The sequence below is a fragment of the uncultured Aquimarina sp. genome (genome assembly GCF_947500065.1).
In the GTDB taxonomy this organism is placed as follows: domain Bacteria; phylum Bacteroidota; class Bacteroidia; order Flavobacteriales; family Flavobacteriaceae; genus Aquimarina.
Genome location: NZ_CANMQT010000002.1, coordinates 251264 through 276039 on the forward strand (window position 1 = coordinate 251264; position 24776 = coordinate 276039).

The 24776-nt window shown below is 33.2% G+C and carries 18 protein-coding genes; 10 read left to right on the plus strand and 8 right to left on the minus strand.

All coding sequences use genetic code 11. The features are described from left to right. Positions 1–77 precede the first annotated feature (77 nt). The 7 genes from Q0975_RS06665 to Q0975_RS06695 all read left to right on the plus strand — a co-directional run bounded on the left by Q0975_RS06665 (position 78) and on the right by Q0975_RS06695 (position 7690). Entirely contained in the window at positions 78–581 is a 504-nt protein-coding gene (locus tag Q0975_RS06665; protein WP_299434628.1) for an LptE family protein, read from the plus strand. 14 nt (positions 582–595) lie between these two features. Beyond that, positions 596–1522: a hypothetical protein gene (locus Q0975_RS06670; RefSeq protein WP_299434629.1), complete on the plus strand. Its 927-nt coding sequence runs from the start codon at positions 596–598 to the stop codon at positions 1520–1522. Positions 1523–1531: 9 nt separating this feature from the next. Then, the gene (secG, locus tag Q0975_RS06675) at positions 1532–1867 is read left to right on the plus strand and encodes a preprotein translocase subunit SecG (RefSeq protein ID WP_299434630.1); all 336 of its coding nucleotides are present in this window, start codon (positions 1532–1534) and stop codon (positions 1865–1867) included. 146 nt (positions 1868–2013) lie between these two features. Next, positions 2014–2289: a co-chaperone GroES gene (locus Q0975_RS06680; protein WP_299434631.1), complete on the plus strand. Its 276-nt coding sequence runs from the start codon at positions 2014–2016 to the stop codon at positions 2287–2289. Positions 2290–2377: 88 nt separating this feature from the next. Next, the gene (gene groL / locus Q0975_RS06685; RefSeq protein ID WP_299434632.1) at positions 2378–4015 is read left to right on the plus strand and encodes a chaperonin GroEL; all 1638 of its coding nucleotides are present in this window, start codon (positions 2378–2380) and stop codon (positions 4013–4015) included. Between the two features lie 280 nt (positions 4016–4295). Next, positions 4296–5066 carry a hypothetical protein gene (locus Q0975_RS06690; RefSeq protein ID WP_299434633.1) on the plus strand — a complete coding sequence of 257 codons (771 nt, stop codon included), beginning with the start codon at positions 4296–4298 and terminating at the stop codon, positions 5064–5066. Positions 5067–5299: 233 nt separating this feature from the next. Beyond that, on the plus strand, positions 5300–7690 hold the full coding sequence (locus Q0975_RS06695; protein ID WP_299434635.1) for a hypothetical protein: 2391 nt from the start codon (positions 5300–5302) through the stop codon (positions 7688–7690). Here Q0975_RS06695 and Q0975_RS06700 read toward each other — a convergent pair. Beyond that, positions 7687–9162: a helix-turn-helix domain-containing protein gene (locus Q0975_RS06700; RefSeq protein WP_299435888.1), complete on the minus strand. Its 1476-nt coding sequence runs from the start codon at positions 9160–9162 to the stop codon at positions 7687–7689. The genes Q0975_RS06695 and Q0975_RS06700 overlap by 4 nt on opposite strands. 126 nt (positions 9163–9288) lie before the next feature. On the opposite strand from Q0975_RS06700, the gene aceB reads away from it, so the two are divergent. The 3 genes from aceB to Q0975_RS06715 all read left to right on the plus strand — a co-directional run bounded on the left by aceB (position 9289) and on the right by Q0975_RS06715 (position 14847). Then, the gene (gene aceB, locus Q0975_RS06705; protein WP_299434637.1) at positions 9289–10887 is read left to right on the plus strand and encodes a malate synthase A; all 1599 of its coding nucleotides are present in this window, start codon (positions 9289–9291) and stop codon (positions 10885–10887) included. Between the two features lie 369 nt (positions 10888–11256). Continuing rightward, positions 11257–12555, plus strand: a complete 1299-nt coding sequence (locus Q0975_RS06710) for a hypothetical protein (protein ID WP_299434639.1) — start codon at positions 11257–11259, stop codon at positions 12553–12555. Positions 12556–12648: 93 nt separating this feature from the next. Then, complete coding sequence (locus Q0975_RS06715; protein ID WP_299434641.1) at positions 12649–14847, plus strand: S41 family peptidase; 2199 nt, start codon at positions 12649–12651, stop codon at positions 14845–14847. An 84-nt stretch (positions 14848–14931) separates the two neighbouring features. On the opposite strand, the gene Q0975_RS06720 is transcribed toward Q0975_RS06715, so the two are convergent. From Q0975_RS06720 to Q0975_RS06750, 7 genes are all read right to left on the minus strand, one after another. Further along, a complete protein-coding gene (locus Q0975_RS06720) occupies positions 14932–15693 on the minus strand; it encodes a M15 family metallopeptidase (protein ID WP_299434643.1) in 762 nt (253 codons plus the stop codon). A gap of 229 nt (positions 15694–15922) precedes the next feature. Then, a complete protein-coding gene (locus Q0975_RS06725; protein WP_299434644.1) occupies positions 15923–17644 on the minus strand; it encodes an efflux RND transporter periplasmic adaptor subunit in 1722 nt (573 codons plus the stop codon). Between the two features lie 5 nt (positions 17645–17649). After that, complete coding sequence (locus Q0975_RS06730) at positions 17650–18348, minus strand: PepSY domain-containing protein (protein ID WP_299434646.1); 699 nt, start codon at positions 18346–18348, stop codon at positions 17650–17652. A 15-nt stretch (positions 18349–18363) separates the two neighbouring features. Continuing rightward, entirely contained in the window at positions 18364–19092 is a 729-nt protein-coding gene (locus Q0975_RS06735) for a heavy-metal-associated domain-containing protein (protein ID WP_299434649.1), read from the minus strand. Further along, complete coding sequence (locus Q0975_RS06740; RefSeq protein ID WP_299434651.1) at positions 19089–19652, minus strand: DUF3347 domain-containing protein; 564 nt, start codon at positions 19650–19652, stop codon at positions 19089–19091. The genes Q0975_RS06735 and Q0975_RS06740 overlap by 4 nt, the downstream gene beginning before the upstream one ends. Before the next feature lie 40 nt (positions 19653–19692). After that, entirely contained in the window at positions 19693–20955 is a 1263-nt protein-coding gene (locus tag Q0975_RS06745) for a TolC family protein (protein ID WP_299434653.1), read from the minus strand. Position 20956: 1 nt separating this feature from the next. Then, on the minus strand, positions 20957–24730 hold the full coding sequence (locus Q0975_RS06750) for an efflux RND transporter permease subunit (RefSeq protein WP_299434655.1): 3774 nt from the start codon (positions 24728–24730) through the stop codon (positions 20957–20959). Positions 24731–24776 lie beyond the last annotated feature (46 nt).

Here is a 24776-nt window from a genome sequence, read left to right on the forward strand (position 1 = left end):
TTAAGAAAAATATTATATTAATTTGAATTATTGGATATTTATTGTAATTATTCAGTAAGAATTAAAAAACAGAGAAATTGATAGTTAAAGTAAAATACGCTATAATAGCAATCATTGGTTTATTAGTGCTTCAAGGATGTGGCGCATATTCTTTTAGTGGTATCAACACTACTGCTACAACATTTCAGGTAGGCTTTTTTCAGAATCAAGCTTCGATTATTATTCCTGGAATTGATCAAGATTTCACCAATCAACTGCAAGACTTAATTCTAAATCAAACCAATCTGGATCTTGTTACATCTAATGGAGATATTGTATATGAAGGAGAAATTGTTCAGTACCTAGTAGTACCTACTAACGCAACATCTGCGAATACTGCTGCACAAAACCGAATGACTATTGCGGTAAATGTTCGTTTTTATGACACTAAGAATCCTAAGGAGGATTTAGAACAACGTTTTTCTTTCTTTTTTGATTTCCCTGCAGCGCAATCAGAAATCTCAATAAGAGATCAAGCAGTAGCGGTAATTTATGAACGTATTACTCAAGATATTCTTAACGCCACTCTGGCTAAATGGTAATTTAACCAATTATTTTGAACACAAAAGAGCTCACATATTTATTTCAAAATCCTTCTTTAATTAATAAGGAACAAACAGAGAATCTGGAAAAAATCATTCAGGAGTTTCCTTATTTTCAATCCGTAAGATCTTTAGTTTTAAAAGGTTTGAAAGAAGATGAAAACTTCAGATATAATCAAGAGCTGAAAACTACAGCAGCATACACAACGGATAGAGCTGTTTTGTTTGATTTTATAACCTCTAAACTTTTTGACAAAAATAGCGAGCAACACGATATCGAAAAGAAAAAAAAGATAGATATTGATGTAATCGATGCTCAGGAAATAAAAGTGCTTTCGAGAATTTCGATGGATGATGCAGTATCCATGAAAATAGAAGAAGCTGAAGAAGTACTTGACCCTTCTTTATTTTCATCTAAAGAAGAAAACACACCCAGCAATATTATCATTGCAGAAGCTATAATTGAGCAATCTGAAAAAAGTATTGAAAAAGAGCTAGGGATTGACAAACCTCTTGATTTTAACAAAAAAGAGTCTCATTCTTTTACTGAATGGTTAAAACTTTCATCCATACACCCCATTAATAGAGATACCGATGAAATCATTAGTGTTCAGGATAAAACTGAAGAAAGTAATAACGAAGATCAGGCAAAGAATCAATCAAATCAAAAACATAAATTTAATTTGATTGATGAATTTATAGCCAATAACCCAAAGATTAAGCCTGCCGAGAAAAATGCTCCTTCGCGCAATCTAGCCAACGAACATACGGTTACTCCAGATGAGTTAATGACGGAGACTTTGGCCAGAGTATACCTAGCTCAAAAAAAGTATAAAAAGGCAATTCAAGCTTATAAAATATTAATTTTGAAAAATCCCGAAAAAAGTGGTTTCTTTGCAGACCAAATTCGAGCAATAAAAAAATTACAAGAAAATAAATAACAATATATAATGACAACGTTTTCAATCTTTTTAATACTAATCGTAATCGTATCATTTTTACTAGTTGTAGTAATTATGGTTCAGAATCCTAAAGGAGGAGGTCTTTCATCTTCTTTTGGTGGCGGTGGAACACAGCAATTAGGCGGTGTGAAAAAAACTACAGATTTCTTAGATAAAAGTACATGGGCACTAGCTACTTTACTACTAGCACTTATTCTTTTATCTAATGTTGATCTTATGGACGCAACAACAAATCAAGATCCTACAGTGGATACCAATGATGTGGAAGTAATTGACACACCGGTAGTACCTGCTCCGACGACAGATGACACTCCACAAGATTAACTCTTGATAAAACTAAAATAAAATGCCGACTTGTCATACAGTCGGCATTTTTTGTTTCAATTTGTCAGTATCCAGCCACTGGCATAATTTCTGAAATGCATAGCATCAAATAATTCATTTTAATTTAAAACATAAAACTAATCATAATGGGAGTAAATATTAAACCTCTTTCGGATCGTGTGGTTGTTGAACCACTTCCAGCGGAAACGCAAACGGCATCAGGATTGTACATCCCTGATTCAGCACAAGAAAAACAACAAAAAGGTAAGGTTGTTGCTGTTGGTGGCGGAAAAAAAGACCACGAAATGACAGTTAAAGTTGGCGATACTGTTCTTTACGCAAAATACGGACCGGACGAACTTAGATTAGATGGTAAAGACTATCTAATTATGCGTGAGGACACCATCCTTGCAATTGTTTAAAAACTGAATCAAAACACAAATCAAAACGTACAACAATGCTGATTGTAATTATCAAAAGTGTTGAAGTTTTAAAAAATTAAAAAATATTATGGCTAAAGACATAAAATTTGACATAGAAGCACGTGACGGAATCAAACGCGGTGTGGATGCATTAGCAAATGCAGTAAAAGTAACTTTAGGACCAAAAGGTCGTAATGTAATTATTAGCAAATCTTTTGGAGCGCCACAAGTAACTAAAGATGGGGTTACCGTAGCTAAAGAAGTAGAATTAGAAGATGCTCTGGAAAACATGGGAGCGCAAATGGTAAAAGAAGTAGCTTCTAAGACCAATGACCTTGCAGGTGATGGTACTACTACCGCTACCGTATTAGCGCAGGCTATCGTAAAAGAAGGCCTTAAAAATGTAGCCGCAGGTGCTAACCCAATGGATTTGAAACGTGGTATTGATAAAGCAGTTAAAGCAATCACAACAGATCTTGAAAAACAAACTAAGGAAGTAGGAAGCTCTTCTGATAAAATAAAGCAAGTAGCATCTATTTCTGCTAATAACGATGAAACTATTGGCGATCTTATTGCTAAAGCTTTCGGAAAAGTAGGAAAAGAAGGAGTAATCACTGTAGAAGAAGCAAAAGGTACTGACACTCATGTAGATGTAGTAGAAGGAATGCAGTTTGACAGAGGATACCTTTCTCCATATTTCGTTACCAATAGCGAAAAAATGACAGCGGATCTTGAAAACCCATATATTCTTTTGTTTGACAAAAAGATTTCTGCAATGAAAGATTTATTACCTGTTCTTGAACCAGTTGCTCAGACAGGAAAGCCTCTTTTAATTATTGCTGAAGATGTAGATGGAGAAGCATTAGCAACACTAGTTGTAAACAAACTTCGTGGTGCATTAAAAATTGCTGCTGTTAAAGCTCCTGGTTTTGGAGATAGACGTAAAGCAATGCTAGAAGATATTGCGATCCTAACAGGAGGTACTGTTATTTCTGAAGAGCGTGGATTTACTCTAGAAAATACTACTATCGAGCATTTAGGTACTGCAGAAAAAGTTGCTATCGATAAAGATAATACTACCGTAGTTAACGGTGCTGGTGGAGAAGATTTAATCAAAAACAGGGTAAATCAAATCAAATCACAGATTGAGACTACAACCTCTGATTATGATAGAGAAAAATTACAGGAACGTCTGGCTAAATTAGCTGGTGGTGTTGCTGTATTATATGTTGGTGCTGCTTCTGAAGTAGAGATGAAAGAAAAGAAAGACCGTGTAGATGATGCACTTCACGCTACTCGTGCTGCAGTAGAAGAAGGTATTGTTGCTGGTGGTGGTGTAGCTCTAGTTAGAGCCAAAGCTGTTTTAACTGATATAAAAACTGAAAATGCAGACGAGGCTACTGGTATACAGATTGTAAATCGTGCTATCGAAGCTCCACTTAGAACTATCGTAGAGAATGCAGGTGGAGAAGGATCTGTAGTAATTTCTAAGGTACTAGAAGGTACAGGTGATTTTGGATATGATGCAAAATCTGAGGCGTATGTAGATATGCTAAAAGCAGGTATTATTGATCCTAAGAAAGTGACTCGTATCGCGTTAGAAAATGCAGCTTCTGTATCAGGGATGATCCTTACTACGGAATGTGCATTAACTGACATTAAAGAAGACGCTCCTGCTGGAGGTGGAATGCCACCAATGGGCGGAGGTATGCCAGGAATGATGTAGCAGTAAGTCACCGCAGGTTATTTATTTAGCTTGTTTGTGGGTTGCACGACTACAGCGAAATTATATAGCTGGTTTGTAAAAATACCAACTATGATATAATTACTTAGAAAGCTTGTTATTATTACTAGTTTCTAAAAATATAAAACCCCGTTTCAAGATTTTGAAACGGGGTTTATTTTAATATCACCATCATATTCTGTAATATGGAATCCCTTTCAAAAAACAGTATCTTTGAATTAATAATCAAAACACTAAACCAACTTTAACCTTTAATAGTAGTATGCCTAGTTTATATGATGATTTGTTTGAAGATGATGGAGCAAAAAACGAGCTTACTAATCGTAAACGGAAATCTCTAGATGTAGACGATCATCTTTTTCCTGAGAATCAAAAAGAATCTCTGGATGAGATATTATTATTGATTAAACAATTTAATGTCCAGGCAGAACCATTTTCTCAGTTACTAAGTCATACCAGAGCTGTAGACCACGAAGTAGAAAAAGGAATACTCGATTTTTTCTTAATCACAAAAGACAAATACAATCAAGGAACTTTAGTAAAAGAACGCAAGTATTATGAAATATTACAATCCAAATTTACTTCAATTATAGCACCTATGAAGGATTTGGCACACATACACCTGCAAACTATTAAACAGTTTAATAGTGATATTGACAAAGATTATTATTCTGTAGAAAAAACAGATAAACAAGTAAAATCTGAAAAAGAAGCAGCAATTAATCATATTAACATACAGCGAAAGATTCTTGCAGATGCAGCAACGAGTTTATCGATTTTAGAAGAAGCTTTAGCTAATACAGAAGATCGACTCCGAACTTATATTAACGCAGGAGGAATTAATAACATCTCCAGTTCTGAATGTGAAATCTTAACGCAAAAACGAATCTCTTTAACCAATGGGCAACTGAATCAATTTGACTTTTCATTTTTCAAAATTAACCTGTTAGATAAAACTGCCATAGCAATGGGAATGTATTTAAAAGAAACTACATCACAATATCTAGGCAAGCTAAACAAAGTGTTTAATTAACACTTAAAAATAACCACACACTACAAATACCTCCTTACCAGATTCAACTACTAATTTCTTAAGTAGTTTATTTTTCCAACCTCACAAACAACACTACCTTTTACCTTTAACATCTTAGAATCATTAACAACATTGCTCTTTTTTTTGTCCTGAGCAGAAGACCAATTATGATAAATCACTGTTAATATTTAAAAAATGGTTTTTGTTTTTTAGTATATTAAAAAAAAATCATCGTGCACAGATCAAAAAACATTCTAGTATTCTTCTTTTGTTTTTATACTATCATTAGTGTTGCACAGGTAAAATTAGACTCCATCGAACAAGTATTGGTTCAAAAAAAGGAATACTTTGATCTACAACGTGAGATTATTCACCTACACACCAATAAAACTCTTTATATAACCGATGAGGCTATTTGGTTCAAAGCATATATCGTAGATAATCTAGATCATAAACCTTTTACTGTTACCAAAAACTTATACGTAACCCTTTATAATGAGCTTGGTGATAAAATCAGTCATAAACTATATCTTGCCAAAGATGGCTTTGCGGATGGAGCGTTTAGCATACCTAAAAACCTCGATTCAGGAAATTATATATTAATGGCATCGACTGCGCATCAAGATAATTTCAGAGAAGACGAACGTTATTATCAACAAATTACAATTCAGAACTTATCACAGCCAACAATTACAGAAAAAACCAATGAATTACAGAAATCTTATGACGTCCAAATACTTCCAGAAGGAGGAAATCTACTAGCAGGAATTATTAATACCTGTGGAATAAAAGTAATTGACCAACAAGGTGTAGGTGTACAAGAAGTAACTTCGAAATTATTTTCGCAGAATTCTAAAGAACCTATCTCAGAGTTTAAACTTAATCAATTCGGAATGGGTAAATTTTCGTTTAACCCATCACCAAATGAAACGTATTTTATTACTTCTACTATAGGAAATACTGAAATAAAAACAGAAATACCCAAACAACAAAGTAGAGGTGTTTTAATTAAATCTTCTTTTCATCCTACCAAACCAGTATTAGTTGTAGAACTAAGCACTAATCAAGTAACGCTCCCAACTATAAAGAATAAAAAATTTCACATACTTATTCATCAGTATCAAAAAACAAAAGGATTATCCGCTTCTTTTACCAAAGGAACCAATGTTATAAAACTGGCAATACCTTTAAAAGATCTTCCTTATGGTGTCAATACAATTTCTCTTTTTGACGAAAAATACAATCCAATATCAGAGAGACTTGTTTTTAATGACACACCAAATAAACGAATAACTTCTGAAAGAATTAAAAGCACTGTTAAGGAGGATAGTATCGTAACTTCTTTTAGACTGAAATCTAAAGATCTTATTGTAGATAACGCATCTCTAAGCATTTCTGTACTGCCTGTAGAAACAATCTCTAACACCAACAATCAATCGATTATTAACTCCATATATCTTCAGCCGTTTATAAATAGTCACGTAGAAAATCCTACCTATTATTTTCAAAACGTGACGAAAAGAAAAAAATACAATCTTGATATATTATTATTAACCCAAGGATGGAGTAAATACGATTGGAAAACCATTTTCAGAAAAGATACACCGGCTCAATTTGATCATGAACAAGGAATAACATTAAAGGGAAGTATTAATAAAATAATGACCCCTAACACAAACCTGCTGATTACTTCTCAGGAAAATCAATTTACGGATATTCTATCACCAGAAAAAGATAAGCCGCTAAGATATTTTGTTCTCAACAATTTAACACTAAGAGACTCTACCAAAATACAATTTGTTATTAATGACAAAAAAAATCAAACTACGGATGCAAATGTAAAAGCAAATCTGGTATCGTTTAAACCCTCTAACCATAATGAAAGAGCATTTAAACTAGCTTCCAAAGCTATTAAAAATTACAGCAGTGAAACAAGTAATAATTTTAACCCAGATTATCACCAACAATTCTTTAAATCAGGAGAACAACTTGAAAAGGTAGTTATTACGGCTAAAGCCTCTAAAAGGTCAGGATCATACTGGGCAACTCCATATGAAGCCTATATCCCAGAGGACATGAAAAAATCAAAAAGTGTTTTAAACTATTTAAATCTAAGAAGAATCAGAATCGCTAGAACTTCATCCAGTTTTGGTGTTAAGAACTCTTTACCTGGTATTTATGATGTCGCATTTCAAAAACGAGCTTTTGGCGAAACTACATCTTTTGCTTTTTATGTAAACGGAGCCCCTGCACATCCCTCAATGGCAAGCGCAATGAATTTAGAGGATGTAAACAATATCTATCTTTATAAATCTGCCATAGTTGTGTCTTGGTCACCTTCTTTAGAAAAGAAAAAACCATTAAATTCTTTCATAGTGACTGATGGCTATCAAGTTAAACGAAGTTTTTACACTCCAAAATACCAATCCTATGACAGCCTGTTTTTTAATCAATATGGTGTCTTAGGGTGGACACCTACTATAAAAAGAAATACAAATAATGAATATGAATTTTCATTCATAAACACTTTAGCGCAAGAAGCAAAAATATTTATAGAAGGTGTAGATCAACAAGGGAATCTTATATCAGAAATTAAGATCATTCAAATACCCAAAAACCCTTAAGAATGTTCTTTCACAATATTTGCCACCAACTCTGAAGTTCGTTTAAATTTTTCTTTTGCCAATAATCGTTTTGGTGGTGCTTTTCTAACATCGCAATCCATAATAGAACAAGATTCGCAAGTGACTCCTACTTTTACTTTTGGTATTTTAGAATCATTAACAAAGCTAATCTTTTTCTCTAAAGCTGATGAAATCAAAAACCCAATACCAATACTACGATAATAATCTTTTCTAAATGGATCTTTAGTTGCCGATGTAAACACTAAATATTGTTGATCCGTATCTGTGTAATCTGATATTTGTATATCAAAAGAATATGATAAATCATCCGTAGCAGTGCGCTGTAATGTTTTTATAGCCATCCATCGTCGGCAATAGTGCTCATTTATTTCATTAGCATGCGGTTGTTGCTGGTGGGTAATATGCAACTCCTTTACTAAGTTAAATCTCTCTACTCCTTTTTTATGTGTAAATCTTAAAAAAAACACATTCTGCATTCCAAAATCTTTGGGCAAAACATTAGTAAGTCGCTGATAAAAAGACTCAGGAGAAGCATTATATAACTTCATGATTTTATGAAAAGCTTTCTCAGAAAATCGTTTCGCTGCAAAAAGATCTTTAAGATGCTCCTTTAAGTGATTTCTTGGGATAATTAAAGCTCCTGCAAAATAAGATGCATAAAAATTATGTAATACTTCTTCAAAATTATCATAGCGTATCCAAGTAAAAGTATAAGGTCTCTGTTTAGTTTCCATATACTGATACCCTAACTCTTTAGCATAAATAAAGGTTTTCTGAGGTTCATCTACTCTATCTGATAACAACAGTGTTTTTGTAGATGGAACAAACACAGATCTTAAATTATCCAACTCCTCATGGTTCGGTATACCTTCTGTATTAATAATGTATCCATATTCTTCTCTTAAAATCTCCTCTAATTCCCCAGAAGTTATTTTACCAGTTAAATCCAATTGATACGAGTTCGCAAAACGTACAGCAGTATCCTCAAGATCTTTAAAGAAGTTATTATGTGCTTCTTGATAAGACCGCAATGAAGCTAGATAAAATCCCTCCCTGCTCATATTATAATGTTGAGCAATCTCTATAATAGTACTTATAAACGCATTCACCTTAGAAGGTGCATTAGCAATAATATCTATAAGATCACTTTGCTGTATCCCAAACAGCTCAAGTGGAATTTCATCAAGGATTCCTGATTGTAAAATCTCACCTATTGGAGCAAGGTTTTTGTCTAATTTTAAGGACACTAAACTATCATAAGGAACCTCTAGAGTATCCGCAAGCTTAATAATTTTATCTGTTTTCGGATATTTTTTTCCTTTCTCTATCTCGTTTAAATAAGACTTAGACAACCCACTTAACTTGGATAAACCAAAAAGAGACAAGTCCTTATCTGTTCGTATCTGCTTGATTTTCAGTCCAAAAATTAATCTAATATATTCTTCTGCTATCGCCATAAAGTCAAAAGTAATCAATTTTGCGTAATTCCTAAAAAAATAAAATATTCACATTTAGCGAACGTTCGCTTGTTTTATAAAAAACTTTTTTTTAATATTGTTCACTCAAACGATATAGTTATGGAAACTCAAACAAACCTAAGTCAGAAAATTAGCTTTACTAAAGAGGTGAAAAATTATCATCCAGAGATTCTTACGGATGGAGCTTTAGCTTTTCTAGAGGCTTTACACAATCGTTTTGACGCAAGACGATTAACACTTTTAAGAAACAGAGAACAACAGCAACAGTTGTTTGATCTGGAGACCTATCCTGCGTTTCCGGAGAACACAAAAGAGATTCGCAATAGCGAATGGTCAGCTGCTCCAATTCCTGCGGATCTTCAGGATCGCAGAGTGGAGATTACCGGTCCTGTCGACAGAAAAATGGTCATCAACGCATTAAATTCTGGTGCGAAAACTTTTATGGCGGATTTTGAAGACAGTAACGCTCCTTTATGGGAAAACTGTTTGCAAGGGCAGAAAAATCTTATGGATGCCGTCAATAAAACTATTTCGTTCTACAATCCTAAGAAAGACAAAACATACCAACTTAATGAAGAAGTGGCGACATTAATTGTACGTCCTAGAGGACTACATCTTAATGAAAAGCATTTATTAATAGAAAATAAAGAGATTAGTGCTTCTCTATTTGATTTTGCATTGTATGTATTCCACAATAACGAACAATTAAAGGAAAATGGAACCGCTCCTTATTACTATATACCAAAACTAGAACATTTCACGGAAGCTATTTGGTGGAATGATGTGATCGATTTCTCTGAAGAATATTTAGGAATGGAACATGCAACAATAAAGGTTACCGTACTGGTAGAAACCATAACCGCTAGTTTTCAATTAGATGAAATCATCTATGCATTAAAAGAGCATATTGTTGGATTGAACTGCGGAAGATGGGATTATATATTTAGTTATATCAAAAAACTAAGAAACCATAAAGGTTTTGTAGTTCCAGATCGTGATCAGGTAACAATGACAAGTCCTTTTATGGATGCCTATAGTAAGCGTGTTATACAACGATGTCATAAAAGAAATATCCTTGCTATTGGTGGAATGGCCGCTCAGATTCCGATTAAAGGAGATGAAGAACGTAATAAAATTGCCTTTGCAAAAGTAAAGGCGGATAAAGAACGTGAGGTAAAAAATGGCCACGATGGTACTTGGGTAGCGCACCCAGGTTTAGTACCACTTGCGATGCGTGTTTTTGATATGCACATGCAAGAATCTAATCAATTGCACGTAAAAAGAGAAGATGTTGTGGTAACTGAAGAAGACCTTCTTGAAGTTCCTAAAGGAACTGTTACCGAAGAAGGAATCAGAAAAAACATAAATGTTGGAATCCATTACATAGCAACTTGGTTAGGAGGAAATGGAGCAGTTGCTTTATATGATCTTATGGAAGATGCAGCTACAGCAGAAATCAGTAGAACTCAGATTTGGCAATGCCTTAAAAATGAAGTAAAACTAGAAAATGGTTTAAGACTAAATAGTAATATGTTTCATATGCTTTTTGAAGATGAATTAAAAACTATCGAGAAACAAGCAGGAAAAGCTCTTTTCGAGAGTAAAAATTATCAGAATGCAATTCAAATTTTCCACGGCCTAGTTACTTCTGAAGAGTTTGAAGAATTTTTAACAACAAAAGCATATAAATACTTATAAGTAAGTTCAGGAGCAATTGATAAAGGAAACAAGACAAACAAACACAACATAACACCGTCTTGTTTCCTGAATCCTGAATCAAATAAAATTTGCATTACAAAAAGATCGATTCCGCGCTGAGAAACATTAAGGAGTCGTAAGTACTACTTATTCCCTAGCAACACAAAAGACTGTTATTGCTAGTGAATTTTTTACTAAAGCCAGGTAACGTAGTACTGAAATTGAACAATTTTAATTTTTTCCGATTTTATAATTGTGCTCTTACAGCATCCGCTACTTGCGGATGCTGTTTTTTTGATATGACTATTATTTGTAACATTTGTGTGCACTTGTAGTCTTATAAAAGTATTACAACAAACCATCAATCAAATGTCTGTCACACAAGATATCAGTACTCAAACTAATTGGAGACTAGCAACGAAAATTTTATTTAGATTCTTTTTCGTTTATCTCTTTCTAAACATTTTTCCTTTTCCTTTCTACTACATTGGTTTAATTCCTGGATTAGGAAATACTTTTTCTTTCTATTATGAGGGACTCGATCAATTATGTATTTGGGTTGGAAAATACATTCTAAATATACCTTATGAGTTGCCGATGGTCCCTACAGGTAGTGGAGACACTACTACTGATTATGTGTTTCAGTTTGTTATCCTATTGATTACATTTATTACAACTATTATTTGGAGCGTTATCGATTTTAAAAGATCTAACTATGACAAATTATTGCTTTACACAAGAACTCTGGTAAGATATTACCTAATCGCAACTATGTTTTCTTATGGGTTCTCTAAAGCATTTACACTTCAATTTTCAGAGTTAAGAAATATTGATCTTATTAAACCTTTTGGTAACCAATCTCCAATGGGCTTGATGTGGAATTTTATGGAATATAGTGATACATACACTCGATTTTCTGGTTATGCAGAAATTATAGCAGGAATATTACTAATATTTAGAAAAACAACGCTTTTAGGAGCATTAATGGTTGTCGGAGTAATGTTCAACGTATTTATGATGAATATGAGTTATGACATTCCTGTAAAATTATACAGTGCCTTATTAACAATAATGGGGGTATTCATATTAGCGCCAGATATTAAAAACATCTTAAATTTCTTTGTTTTAAACAAAGAAGTTAAACCCAAGAAAATCCCACAATACTTCACCAAAAAGAAACTAAAAATAGCCGCTATAGTAATAAAGACCTTAGTGATCGGGTATCTGTTTTACACAAATATTGAAGGCTCTCTTGAAGGCGAAAAACAATGGGGAAAAAAGGCGCCAAAATCTGCTTTATTTGGTATATATGAAGTAAAAGAATTTATTAAAAATAACGATACTTTACCTCCACTAACAACAGACACTATTCGCTGGAAACGTTTAATTGTAGATAAACGATATAGTAATATTCAAACTATGGATGAAACGTTCATACGGCTTAAAGAAAAAACAGATTCAACATCACAAAAGTTAAATCTAATTTCATATAGTGACAGTACAGATGTAAGAAATTTCTCCTACAAAATAAAAGATAGCATCTATATTTTTGAAGGAACTTACAAATGCGACCATCTCCAAATAGTTACTAAAAAGAAGGAACGAGAAGAATTTTTATTAATTAACAGAGGATTTCGTTGGATCAACGAAAAGCCATTTAATCGATAAATCATTAAAAAAAAAATACTCTGAATCGCTTTTTAAATTATAAAGCAAGACGAAAAAATATTTCTATCCATACAAACAAAGAACACTGTTACCATGAAAAAAATAATTCCAATTCTATTTATTCTTATTTCCATTAATTTTCAAGCACAGGAAAAGGAACTTAATCTTAGTTTTGAAAAAACAGAAAATAAAAGACCATTAGATTGGAAAGACTTTGGTAGCTCGGAATATACTATCTCAGTTGATTCTACGATATATCATTCTGGCAAAAAATCAGCGGTTATAGAGTCTAATGGAGAAGCGTCAGATTTTAAAGCTTGGGCCTATTCTATACCTGCAAAATACCAAGGAAAAAAAATTAAACTTACTGGATATATCAAAACTGAAAATGTAACCGATGGCTATGCAGGGTTATGGATGAGAATTGATCCCAGTGTTGGATTTGACAACATGAATGATAGAGGAATTAAAGGAACTACAGATTGGAAACAATATGAAATAACTCTTGATTTAAACCCCCAAAACGCACAGAAAATTGTAATAGGTGGATTGCTGGTAGGCAAAGGAAAAATGTGGATTGACAACCTCAATGTTACCATCGATGGCAAAACACTGGATAAGGTACCTGCCAGAGAATTGCCACCTGCAGAAAAAGACAAGGAATTTGACAAAGGTTCTAAAATAGTTATTAATGAACTTAATGAGCAACGACTTACTAATCTTGAATTACTTGGCAAAGTATGGGGTTTTCTAAAATATCATCACCCAGCAGTTGCTGAAGGGAAACATAACTGGGACTATGAATTATTTAGAGTTTTACCTGAGTATTTAAATGCTTCAAAGGATAATAGAGATGCGATTCTTATAAAATGGATAGACGCTCTTGGTAGTATTAAAGATTGTAAATCTTGCAAAGAAACTGATCCGGACGCATTCTTGAAACCAGATATTAAATGGATCACAGAAGGTAATATCTCTTTAGAACTAAAAGAAAAATTACTTTATATCAAACAAAACCGACATCAAGGAGCTCATTATTATGTTGCCATGTATCCTCGTGTGGGCAATCCAGAATTTAAGCACGAAAAATATTACGAAAATATGCCTTATCCAGATCAAGGTTTTAGATTATTGACACTATATAAATATTGGAATATGATCCACTATTTTTTTCCAAACAAACATCTTACAGATAAAGATTGGAATACTGTATTAAAATCGCACATTTCAAGTTTCATGAATGCGAAAAATGAATTGGAATATGAATTAGCAGCCGTAAAATTAATTGGAGAAATACAAGATACACATGCTAATCTTTGGGGAGGAAATAACGAAATTGAAAAATGGAAAGGCGAGTTTTACCCTCCAGTAAATGTTAGGTTCATAGAAGACCTATTAGTTATTGACGATTTTTTTAACTCTGAACACAGAGAAACTACTGGGCTGAAGGAAGGTGACATAATTACAACCATCAATGGCAAAAAAATTGCAGATATTATAAAAGAAGTACAACCATATTACCCAGCCTCTAATTATCCAACACAGCTTAGAGATATCGCTGAAGATATTTTGCGATCCAACTCAAAAACTATTCAATTAACATATATCAGAGATACCAAGGAATTGAACAAAGAACTAACACTTTATGATAAAAATGACCTCGATATGTACCGCTGGTATCGTAAGGATGAAAACGGAAAGAGTTTCAAAATGCTAGATGGCAATATTGGCTATGTAACACTAAAAAACATTAAAGATGAAGATGTAAAAAAGATAAGAGAACAATTTAAAGACACCAAAGGAATTATTATTGATATCCGTAATTACCCTTCTGCATTTGTTCCTTTTTCACTAGGGTCTTTTTTCACTTCGAAAGATGTTTCATTTGTGAAATTTTCTAACGGAAATATTAATAATCCTGGTGAATTCACTTTAACAAAACCATTAAATATTTCGGGCACTAATAAAAGCTACAAAGGAAAACTTGTCATACTTTTAAATGAATACACACAAAGTTCCGCTGAATATCAAAGTATGGCCTTTCGTGCAGGCGAAAACACAACAATAATAGGCAGCACCACAGCAGGAGCTGATGGAAATATTTCGGCGATACAATTACCTGGTAGGCTAAGAACTATGATCTCGGGTATTGGAGTTTATTATCCAAATGGTGATGAAACGCAAAGAGTAGGCATTATTCCAGATATAGAATGTAAACCCACCATAAAAGGGATTAAAGATGGTAAAGATGAACTACTAGAAAAAGCGATACAACATATCAATCAAAAATAATTTAACTCTAGACATGCATTAGACGATCAAGATCAAGCACGTTAAAATTATGAGACAGATAAAAATTATGATCAAACAATTATGTTAAGTACATTTCCATCTAAAATCTGAGATCTTAAATTTTGTATCACTTTTGAAATTATAATGCCACCATTCTGTTCTTATAATAGAAAAACCATGTTTTTCCATAATACTTCTCAATAACTTGCGGTTAGCAATAACCTCATCTGATAATTCTTTATAGGCGTGATGTGCTTCTTTTCCAAAGTGATCAAAAGTAGTACCCATATCTAATTGATTTCCTTGTAGATCTGTTAGTGTAATATCTACAGCAGCACCTTTATTATGAATTGATCCTCCCTTCGGATCAGCAACATAACCAGGATTAGGAAATATTTTCCACATTTTTTTCTGCACGCTATAAGGGCGATAACAATCAAATAATTTTATCCTGTACCCTTTCTTCATAAAATCTTTATTCGCATTAATTAATGCTTTTGCTACCACTCCTCTCACATAACATTTCGCACAAGAATACACCGCTTTTTTCAAAAAGTTATCTTCTGTAGCATATTTCATGTCTAAAACGAAATAGTTTGATAACTTTTCTATATCCACAAAATCATTATCATCTATTGCGTTTTGGGCAGCCTGTTTATCACCAAAACGATCTAATGAATCCTGCCATTCCCGCATGTGTTTTTCCACCTTTTCTGCACGTAACTGAATAGCTTTAGACTTCTCTAATAATGCCAAAGTTCTAGTGCTTGTCTCTGTAGCTACTGAAGTTTCCTTACAAGAAAAAAGTAAGATTAAAAATGTAATAAATAGTAATTTTTTTACCATATCCCTTTCGTTTTTGATCACATTTAACAGCTTAAAAATTGCATACTAAAATAGCTATACGATTGATACATTTTGTAAAAAATATACCGTATAGCACTAACAATTGTAATCTATTAAAAAACGTAATCCAATATTTCCCTAATTTAAAGATACGTTGTTTTGACTTACAATTTAAAAAAAAACGTTAATTTTTAACAATTATAAAGCTAAATACATTTTCAAACAAACTTCAATTTTTCTTCAAAGTATTAATTACACTACCACAGGTGAGCATTTCATCTCCAAAGTAAGGGTTTCTGATTTCTTCTTCTTTGCTTAACCAAATTGCTCCTTTATTGTTATCTGCCATCGGACATTCCTGAATATAAATTGTATTTGAAAGATTATCAAAATTTTTAATTAATGCTTCTAGACTTTTATTTAGCATCACAAAATGCTCCCGTTGATCTTTTAAATCTTCTTTATTGGCTATTCCTTCTAACTTTTGGATAATTATATGAATATAATCCAATTCCGTCTTTTGTAATTCAGAAGTATGTATAGCTTTTAATCCTCTTAGCATCTGTTCCGAAAATATAGTAGCATCCGTAGCGTTACTTGCCACTAAAGCATTTTTTAAAAGAAAGTATGCTGATAAATTTGTAACGAACTCTTTTTGAAAACTACCAGGTACATGCGTTTTCTCTCTTTTCTCCGTATTCTTAGGCTTATCTATTATCTTGTTACGTTTCATCATAGACTTTTTTCCTTGTAGTTGTGCGGCCGCATCTACTGTAAAAGTACCATCAGTAACAATTTCTTCACCATTTTCGAGACCATTCAGAATCTGATACGTATCATTATTCGCATTACCAAGAGTTACTTCTCTCATCTCAAAAACTGGCATTTCTGACTGAGCTTTTACATAAACCACTGATCGTTTCCCAGTCCAAAGCACAGCACTTTTAGGAATTGCAATACTATTATTTGGTTTGTTATTAGTCGCTGAAACAACTCCTTCTATAAACATTCCTGGTTTAAAAATTGAATTATTATTTTCCAAAACTGCACGAACTGTAACAGTTCTCGTGGTGGTATTCAAAACTGGATCTATAAATGAAATTGCCGCATCAAAATCCTTATCAGGATATGCATTTGTTTTGATCTTAATCTTCTGACCCTTCTTTAATAAAGAAATTTGATTTTCATAGGCATCAAAAGATGCCCAAACAGTACTAAGATTGGTGATTTTAAATAGTATTTCTCCTCTATTTATATGATTCCCTTCCTCCACCATTTTTTCCGAAACAACTCCTGATACCTGTGCATGCAGAGGAAAAGTTTCTTTGGTTTCACCTGAGGATTCTATCTGATTGATTTGATCATCTGAAAGTTTTCTTAGTTTTAGCTTGTTTCGAACTGCTTTATATAAAGCGGGCTGCGTTTTTTTAAGTCCCGCAGCTGTCAATAACTCTTGCTGTGCTGCAACCAATTCCGGAGAATAGATAATTGCAATCTTTTGTCCTTTATACACCTTTTCTCCTACTGAGTTTACTAAAAGTTTTTCGATACGTCCCGAAAAATGAGTTACTTGAACCGCACTTGTATTTTTATTTTCTTTAATCTTACCTGATAGTTTCAACTCTTGAGAATCAACATCTGTTCTGCCCACAATTGATGTTTGAATATTAGCTAACGCCAAAGCATTTTCGGTCATCCTAAACTGATCTGTACTTAGCCCTTGTTCGTTAGTTTCAGTAGGTATTAAATCCATACCACATATTGGGCAATCTCCTGGTTCTGACTGCATAATATGTGGATGCATCGAACACGTCCATATTTGATTAGAAACTTCCTCAGTATGATCGTGTGCAACTGAAGATTCTTTGCTAGTGTTTCCTCCAAAAATAAAATATCCTATAAGCAATCCTGTCAATAATGCTACTCCGGTATAAACAACGTTCTTCTTCATCTTACTCATCTTTTGAAAATTTTTCTAAGTGTTGGTGAGGAGATATACCAAAGTACAAAACCACTAAGCACTGTTATTAATCCTAGCAAGGAGAAAACTCTTAATACAATCGTATTAAAGTTATCCCTTCCTTCATAATCCATAGTATGCGTCATCCATAGAAAATCAAACCATCTCCAAGATTGATGACGTACTCTCTGAAATGATCCATCTAATGCTGAAACATATGCCTTTATATTTTCTGGATGATCATAACTAATTACATAAGCAGGCAAAGGTCTTCCCCTATATTCATGATGCTTTCCTACTTCGGTTATAAAATCTATCGACTTTACTTTTAGACTTCCTATGAGATATTCCGAAGCTACTTTCAATGCATCTTCTTTAGATATCTTCTCTTTTATATTTCCCAATTGCGCATGTATTAGCACACTGTCATTAATCCAATAGTAAGGTTCGCTAGCTATAGTTTTCAATTCTAATGATGAAATAGGATATTCATATGAAAAAGCATCTAACTTCAATAAATTATTATGACTTATTGGTTGTACTTCTTTCTTAAATTGATCTCCATGTATTTCATCAATATCAGTCCAACTAAAATATAATCCGCTAATAGTCCACATCAAAAATTGTATTCCTAAAAAAATACCAAGATATCGATGTGATTTTCTAATAATTATTGCGGTTTTTCTTTTAACCATTATCGTATATTTTTCTTAAGAATATATCTTCATTAACATCCATATCGCCATTACTAACATGATTGTATTCTCTATAAAAGTAGCCTTGGTCATTGGTAATTTTAAGGCTGTCCCTAAACAAGCACATTGAATACTTTTTTTATCAACTAGTACTTTGGTTACACCAATGGTTGTTATCCCTAAAACAATAATAGTTACACCCAAAGCAATGGTAATCTTAAATCGCATTAAAAACATAAGCCCTAATCCTACTTCAATAAAAGGATACGTCCAACCATAAATTGGCAATACTTTTGCCAAAGGATCATACATCCTGAAAGATTGGGAAAAACCTTGCAGGTCGAGAAGTTTGAAAAAGCTAAATACTACATAAAATAACCCCATAAAATCCAACATAAAGTCATCAATTCGCCAAGGGTTATGATTAAGCAAAACCGTAGCGATCGTTATATATCCAAAAATCAGGAAAAGTGGAAACAATTGCTGTAACTCACTTTTCTCTTTTGTGAAATTATCATTAACTGCAGAGAGTGTACTATCATCTTTTTCTGTAATAGTATATTTATCTGGTACTGCTTTTTTGAAAACATCAATATCCAACTGTTTTTTAAGCGTAATGACAGCCTCTTTGTTTTCAAGATTTACTTCAGCTTTTATAACTTCAGGAATTGCATTCAGTATATTTTCTACACCAGATCTGCATCCTTCGCAAGTCATTCCTTCTATATAATATTTCTTTTTCATTTTATTGTTTGATTCACACTACCGCATTTCAACATTTTATCTCCATAGTATGGATTACGGACTTCTTTAGAATCAGATAACCAATATCCTCCATTACCATCAAAAGCCATTGGACAGAATTGTTTATATACTTCTCCAGAAGTAATATCGGCAGTACTAATTAGTTTTTCGGTTTCTGCAGTAAGCGTTACAAAAAAGTCTCTTTGCTTTTTAACTTCTTTTGTAAGTGAAATTAATTTTGCTGTAGCCTTTAATTGTTTATTTTCCTGTGAGTCTATAAGTAAATCATCCAATTTTTTTGCCTCCTGTCGTACTACTTCATAATTCGAATTTACAAGACCTCTTTTTACCATTAGATATTGATTATATATTTTATCAATAGTTTCATCTGTAAAAACGACTTCACTTCTAGAATCTGTAACATTAAGGTCAACATCACTGGCAATAATTACCTCTTCCTTAACAGGAACTTTCTTTACTGGTTCTTTTTTATCTTTCCCGCAAGATAGTATTGACAAGGTTACTATGGCAACGATAATTTTTAAAGCTATTTTATTCATTTTTCTTTATTTTTTAAGGAATTATACTTTTCAATATTTATTAACGCAAATAATTAAGAACAGCAGTTTGCTTAAAATACATGGCAATTGCTTCAATTTTTTTATTCTCAAAAGCTAATAACATTTGTTGAATATCTAAAATATCTTCAAAATTCAACTGAGCCGTTTGATAACCAGATAATAGTATCTTTTCTGCTTGTTTTGCTTGTTCTATATTTTTTTGTTGTGTATTATAATTAATTCGAGCTGTAATTCTATTATTTATTGCTTCCTCCATAAGGTTTTCTAGGTTATTCTGCGATGCTTCTCTTTTCTGAAACATTTCTTCTTTTTGCAATTCATATTGCTTAGAACGAGATTTATATTTTTTAGAAAAAAGAGGAATTGAAAGAGAAACCATTGGCATAATGATATCTTTACCATTATCCGAAAAACTAATGTTTGGACGTTCTTGAACAATTACATAATCTAACCCCACACCTATTGAAGGTAATGCCTCTTTTGCATTAGTTTTTTCCTTTTTTTCTATAAGGTCGTTTAGCGTATCATATGTAATTAGTTCTGGATGATAAATAATCTCATCTAACATCATGGTTGGCTCTTCTTCCGGAATAAATAAATTATCCGGAACAACCAAAGGATCGAAGCCATCTCTATGTAATAACTGATTTAAAGCAGTTTCTGTGGTAAGAATTTCACCTTTTAGAATTTCTTTTTGATTTTGAAGATTGTTTTTTGCAATATTCAATTTTAAAACATCTACTGCAGAAGCTCTATTATTTTCTACTTCTTTAAGTGCAATTTCAGTATACGTATCAAGCAACTTGTCTTGTTCAGATAATACATTCTGTGCCGCTTTAAGCTCGTATAATTTATAATAGGTTTGTTCAACTTGTAGCGTGATTTTTCTTCTCGCGATCTCTAATTTATTCTTATACACTTCACTCTCTGTAGAAGCGGTTTCTTTTCTTGCTTTGATCGTTCCAAACCACGGAATATCCTGTTGGGCTGTAAACTTAGCTTTTTGTGCACCGGTTCTAGTTTCAGGTTCACTAATGAAATATCCCGTTGCGATTTTAGTATTGGGTAAACTTCCGGTTTCGTTTACTTTTTCTAAGCTTACATCAAAAGCATTTTGATACGCTTTAAGCTCTGGATTGTTTTCATTTGCTTCCTTTATATATTCCTGCAGTGTTTGTCCGTTTGAAAAAAAAGAAAAGAAAAAAAGAATAAAGAATAAGTTCTTTCTTATTCCTGATTGTAACTTCATAAAATTTTCAAACCAAATCATACTTCTTTCCATATTACAGTATATTTTCTTTATAATTTTCTGCCTTCTTTTTTAATAAAATCTCTTCTCTCCAACTAAATAATACAGGTACCACAAATAGGGTTATTAAAGCAATCAACATCCCTCCAAAACTAGGTATTGCCATTGGTATCATAATATCGCTTCCTCTTCCTGTTGATGTTAATATAGGTAATAATGCCAGAATGGTAGTTGCAGTAGTCATTAGACAAGGACGTATTCTTTTTACACCTGCTTCTACTACAGAAGTTCTGATATCTCTTAATGTTTTTGGTTTATTTCTTTTAAAACTTTGTGTCAAATAGGTTGCCATAACGACTCCATCATCTGTAGCTATTCCGAATAAGGCTATGAACCCTACCCAAACGGCTACACTTAAGTTAATAGTATCCATTTGGAATAAACCTCTCAAATTCTCACCAAAGAAATCAATATTTAAAAACCAATCTTGACCATACAACCAAATCATTAAAAACCCTCCACTAAAAGCTATTGCAATTCCTGTAAAAACCATAAGTGATGTTGTCACAGATTTAAACTGAAAATACAATATCAAAAAGATACTAAGTAGGGCCAAAGGTATCACAAAAGAGAGTGTTTTCTCTGCTCGTACCTGATTTTCATAAGTTCCAGTAAATTGATAATTAATTCCTTTTGGGACCATTAATTCTCCGCTATCTATTTTCTGTTTTATTAACTTCTGCGCATCTTCAATCACATTCACTTCGGCATATTTGTCTAATTTATCAAACAATACATACCCTATAAGAAATGTATCCTCGCTTTTTATCACTTGCGGCCCTTGCTCATATCTGATAGTTACCAACTCGCTTAGAGGAATTGGGTTTCCTTTTGCAACGGGAATATAAATATTCTTTATAGCATCTGGGTTAGAACGTAATTCTCGAGGGTATCGCACTCTAATACCATAACGCTCTCTTCCTTTTACCGTTTCTGTTAACATCATCCCTCCTAAAGCAACCTCTAATACCTGTTGAACTTTTTCGATAGAAACTCCATAACGCGCGATTCGCTCACGATCTATATCAATAAGTAAATATGGTTTACCTACAATTCTATCTGCAAAAACAGCTTCAGTTTTAACTCCATCCACTTGTTTTAAAATATCTTCTAATTGAATTCCGAAAGCTTCAATAGATTTTAGGTCTTGCCCTTTTACTTTAATCCCCATCGGTGCTCGCATTCCAGTTTGAAGCATAATTAGCCTAGTTTCGATAGGTTGTAATTTTGGAGCAGATGTCACTCCTGGAAGTTTAGTCACCTTTATAATTTCATTCCAGATATCATCCGGAGATTTAATGTGTGGTCGCCAGTTTCTATAATATTCTCCATCCTTATCAGGAATTAGCTCTTTTGCTGTCACATCAGGTCTCATCATAATGTTTTCACTTAACAATCCTTCATCTTTCCTAACTTCGCTTGAACTATCCTTATTGTTACGATTAGATACGAAACTTCCATTCTTAAGTTCAAATAAACCTTTGTCATTTACTCTGAAACGTTGACGTTCGCCTTTGTCATTTAAAACATATTCTGACTTATAAAGTATTATATTTTCATACATAGATAATGGAGCAGGATCCAATGCTGATTCTGTTCTTCCAGCTTTACCCACCACAGTTTCTACTTCCGGAATTGTTGCAACGGCCATATCTAACTGTTGCAGCACACGTTTATTTTCCTCCACTCCAGCATGCGGCAATGAGGTAGGCATTAATAGGAATGAACCTTCATTAAGAGATGGCATAAATTCTTTTCCTATGTTTTTAAAAATAAATACCCCGCAAATTACCATACCAATTGGTAATGACATAAATAACAATTTATGATCAAGTGTCCAATTCAGTATCCTCACATAGTAGCTTTGGAACAAAGAAAACACTCCTAACAACCCAAAACATATACCTCCAACAAAGATCAAGTTCCAAAAAACACTTTTATCCATACCCAAAGGTCTCCAATACTCTGCGAGCAGAAAAACAATGGTTATAGTAGAAATAATAACACGAACCAGATTAGCCTTCTTCTCTACGAGCTTATCCATAAGTTGTAAAATTCTGACAACACCAAATGCTATAAGAATAAGGCCTAATAAAGTACCATAAAAAATTGCTATTGCCCCAGCTATTATGAGAGCTACATTAATCGCATAACTTATTGTTTTTTTGATAGATCGTTTTCTAAACAAATATGCTGCAAAAGGAGGAATCAAAAACAGTGCTATAATTATGGATGCAGTAAGTGCCATAGTTTTTGTAAATGCCAATGGACGAAAAAGCTTTCCTTCTGCTCCTATCATCGTAAAAACTGGAATAAAACTTATGATGGTCGTTAAAACTGCTGTTAATATGGCTCCTGAAACTTCAGTAGTAGCATTATAAACAACCGTATTTACCGGCAAACCTTCTTTATCTTCATCAAGATGTCGTATGATGTTTTCTGAAAGTATGACACCTACATCTACCATTGTACCGATAGCGATGGCAATCCCTGATAATGCAACTATATTAGCTTCTACATTAAAAATTTTCATTGCAATAAAAACCATTAAAACTGCTACTGGTAACAAACCAGAAATTAAAACAGAAGCTCTAAGGTTAAAAACCATCATAATAATTACTAAAACAGTAATTAATATCTCTAAAGTCAATGCTTCTTTTAGCGTCCCTAAAGTTTCCTGAATTAACTCAGTCCTATCATAAAAAGGGACAATAGTCAACTGAGAAACACGTCCGTCTTTAAGCACTTTAGAAGGTAATCCTGAACTTAATTCTTGTATCTTATCTTTTACATTATTAATAACTTCCAAAGGGTTTGCTCCATATCGAGATACCACAACACCGCCTACAACCTCTGCTCCTTCCTTATCCAAAATCCCGCGCCTGGCAGACGGCCCCAAAGAAACTTTGGCTATATCTTTTATTCTAATTGCAGTATAATTCTCAGCACTTACGACAGCATTTTCTATATCCGCAATTGATGCAACATATCCCAAACCACGAACCAGATATTCTGCCTGATTAATCTCCAAAGTTTGAGCTCCAATATCACGATTGCTTTCTTTTACCGCCTTCACAACCTGATGCAATCCAATATTATATTGCTTCATTAATTCAGGATTCACATCCACCTGATATTCCTGAACATATCCTCCTATAGATGCTACCTCAGAAACTCCATTAGCCGCTGACAATCCGTATTTAACATAGTAGTCCTGAATTCTTCTTAATTCCTGCAAGTCCCAACCACCTGTTACATTTCCGCTATTATCACGCCCTTCTAATGTATACCAAAATATTTGCCCTAATCCTGTAGCATCAGGACCTAAAGATGGACTCACTCCATTAGGTAACAATCCATCAGACAAAGAATTTAGCTTTTCTAAAATTCGGCTACGACTCCAATAAAACTCTATACCTTCTTCGAATATAATGTAGATACTAGAAAATCCAAACATGGAAGAACTACGAATAGTTTTCACACCTGGCACTCCTAATAAAGAAGTAGTTAAAGGGTACGTAATTTGATCTTCTATATCCTGAGGAGATTTTCCTGCCCATTTTGTAAAAACAATCTGCTGGTTCTCTCCAATATCAGGAATTGCGTCTACAGCCACTGGATCACTAGGTAAGAAACCTACCGCTGATTGAAAAGGCGAATGAATCAGACCCCAGCCAACTAAAATTAATAACAGTAAGACTGCTATAAGTTTATTTTCTATTAAAAATTTAATGCTTTTATTTAGCATAGATATATTATTTAGCCTATTATTAATTAAAGTCAATAGATTCATA

What these genes read in the sequence shown, in the direction of transcription:
- secG (WP_299434630.1), top strand. Translation starts at nt 1,532, where the DNA reads ATGACAACGTTTTCAATCTTTTTAATACTAATCGTAATCGTATCATTT.
- Q0975_RS06680 (WP_299434631.1), top strand. Translation starts at nt 2,014, where the DNA reads ATGGGAGTAAATATTAAACCTCTTTCGGATCGTGTGGTTGTTGAACCA.
- groL (WP_299434632.1), top strand. Translation starts at nt 2,378, where the DNA reads ATGGCTAAAGACATAAAATTTGACATAGAAGCACGTGACGGAATCAAA.
- Q0975_RS06690 (WP_299434633.1), top strand. Translation starts at nt 4,296, where the DNA reads ATGCCTAGTTTATATGATGATTTGTTTGAAGATGATGGAGCAAAAAAC.
- aceB (WP_299434637.1), top strand. Translation starts at nt 9,289, where the DNA reads ATGGAAACTCAAACAAACCTAAGTCAGAAAATTAGCTTTACTAAAGAG.
- Q0975_RS06710 (WP_299434639.1), top strand. Translation starts at nt 11,257, where the DNA reads ATGTCTGTCACACAAGATATCAGTACTCAAACTAATTGGAGACTAGCA.
- Q0975_RS06715 (WP_299434641.1), top strand. Translation starts at nt 12,649, where the DNA reads ATGAAAAAAATAATTCCAATTCTATTTATTCTTATTTCCATTAATTTT.
- Q0975_RS06720 (WP_299434643.1), bottom strand. Translation starts at nt 15,693, where the DNA reads ATGGTAAAAAAATTACTATTTATTACATTTTTAATCTTACTTTTTTCT.
- Q0975_RS06725 (WP_299434644.1), bottom strand. Translation starts at nt 17,644, where the DNA reads ATGAAGAAGAACGTTGTTTATACCGGAGTAGCATTATTGACAGGATTG.
- Q0975_RS06730 (WP_299434646.1), bottom strand. Translation starts at nt 18,348, where the DNA reads ATGGTTAAAAGAAAAACCGCAATAATTATTAGAAAATCACATCGATAT.
- Q0975_RS06735 (WP_299434649.1), bottom strand. Translation starts at nt 19,092, where the DNA reads ATGAAAAAGAAATATTATATAGAAGGAATGACTTGCGAAGGATGCAGA.
- Q0975_RS06740 (WP_299434651.1), bottom strand. Translation starts at nt 19,652, where the DNA reads ATGAATAAAATAGCTTTAAAAATTATCGTTGCCATAGTAACCTTGTCA.
- Q0975_RS06745 (WP_299434653.1), bottom strand. Translation starts at nt 20,955, where the DNA reads ATGGAAAGAAGTATGATTTGGTTTGAAAATTTTATGAAGTTACAATCA.
- Q0975_RS06750 (WP_299434655.1), bottom strand. Translation starts at nt 24,730, where the DNA reads ATGCTAAATAAAAGCATTAAATTTTTAATAGAAAATAAACTTATAGCA.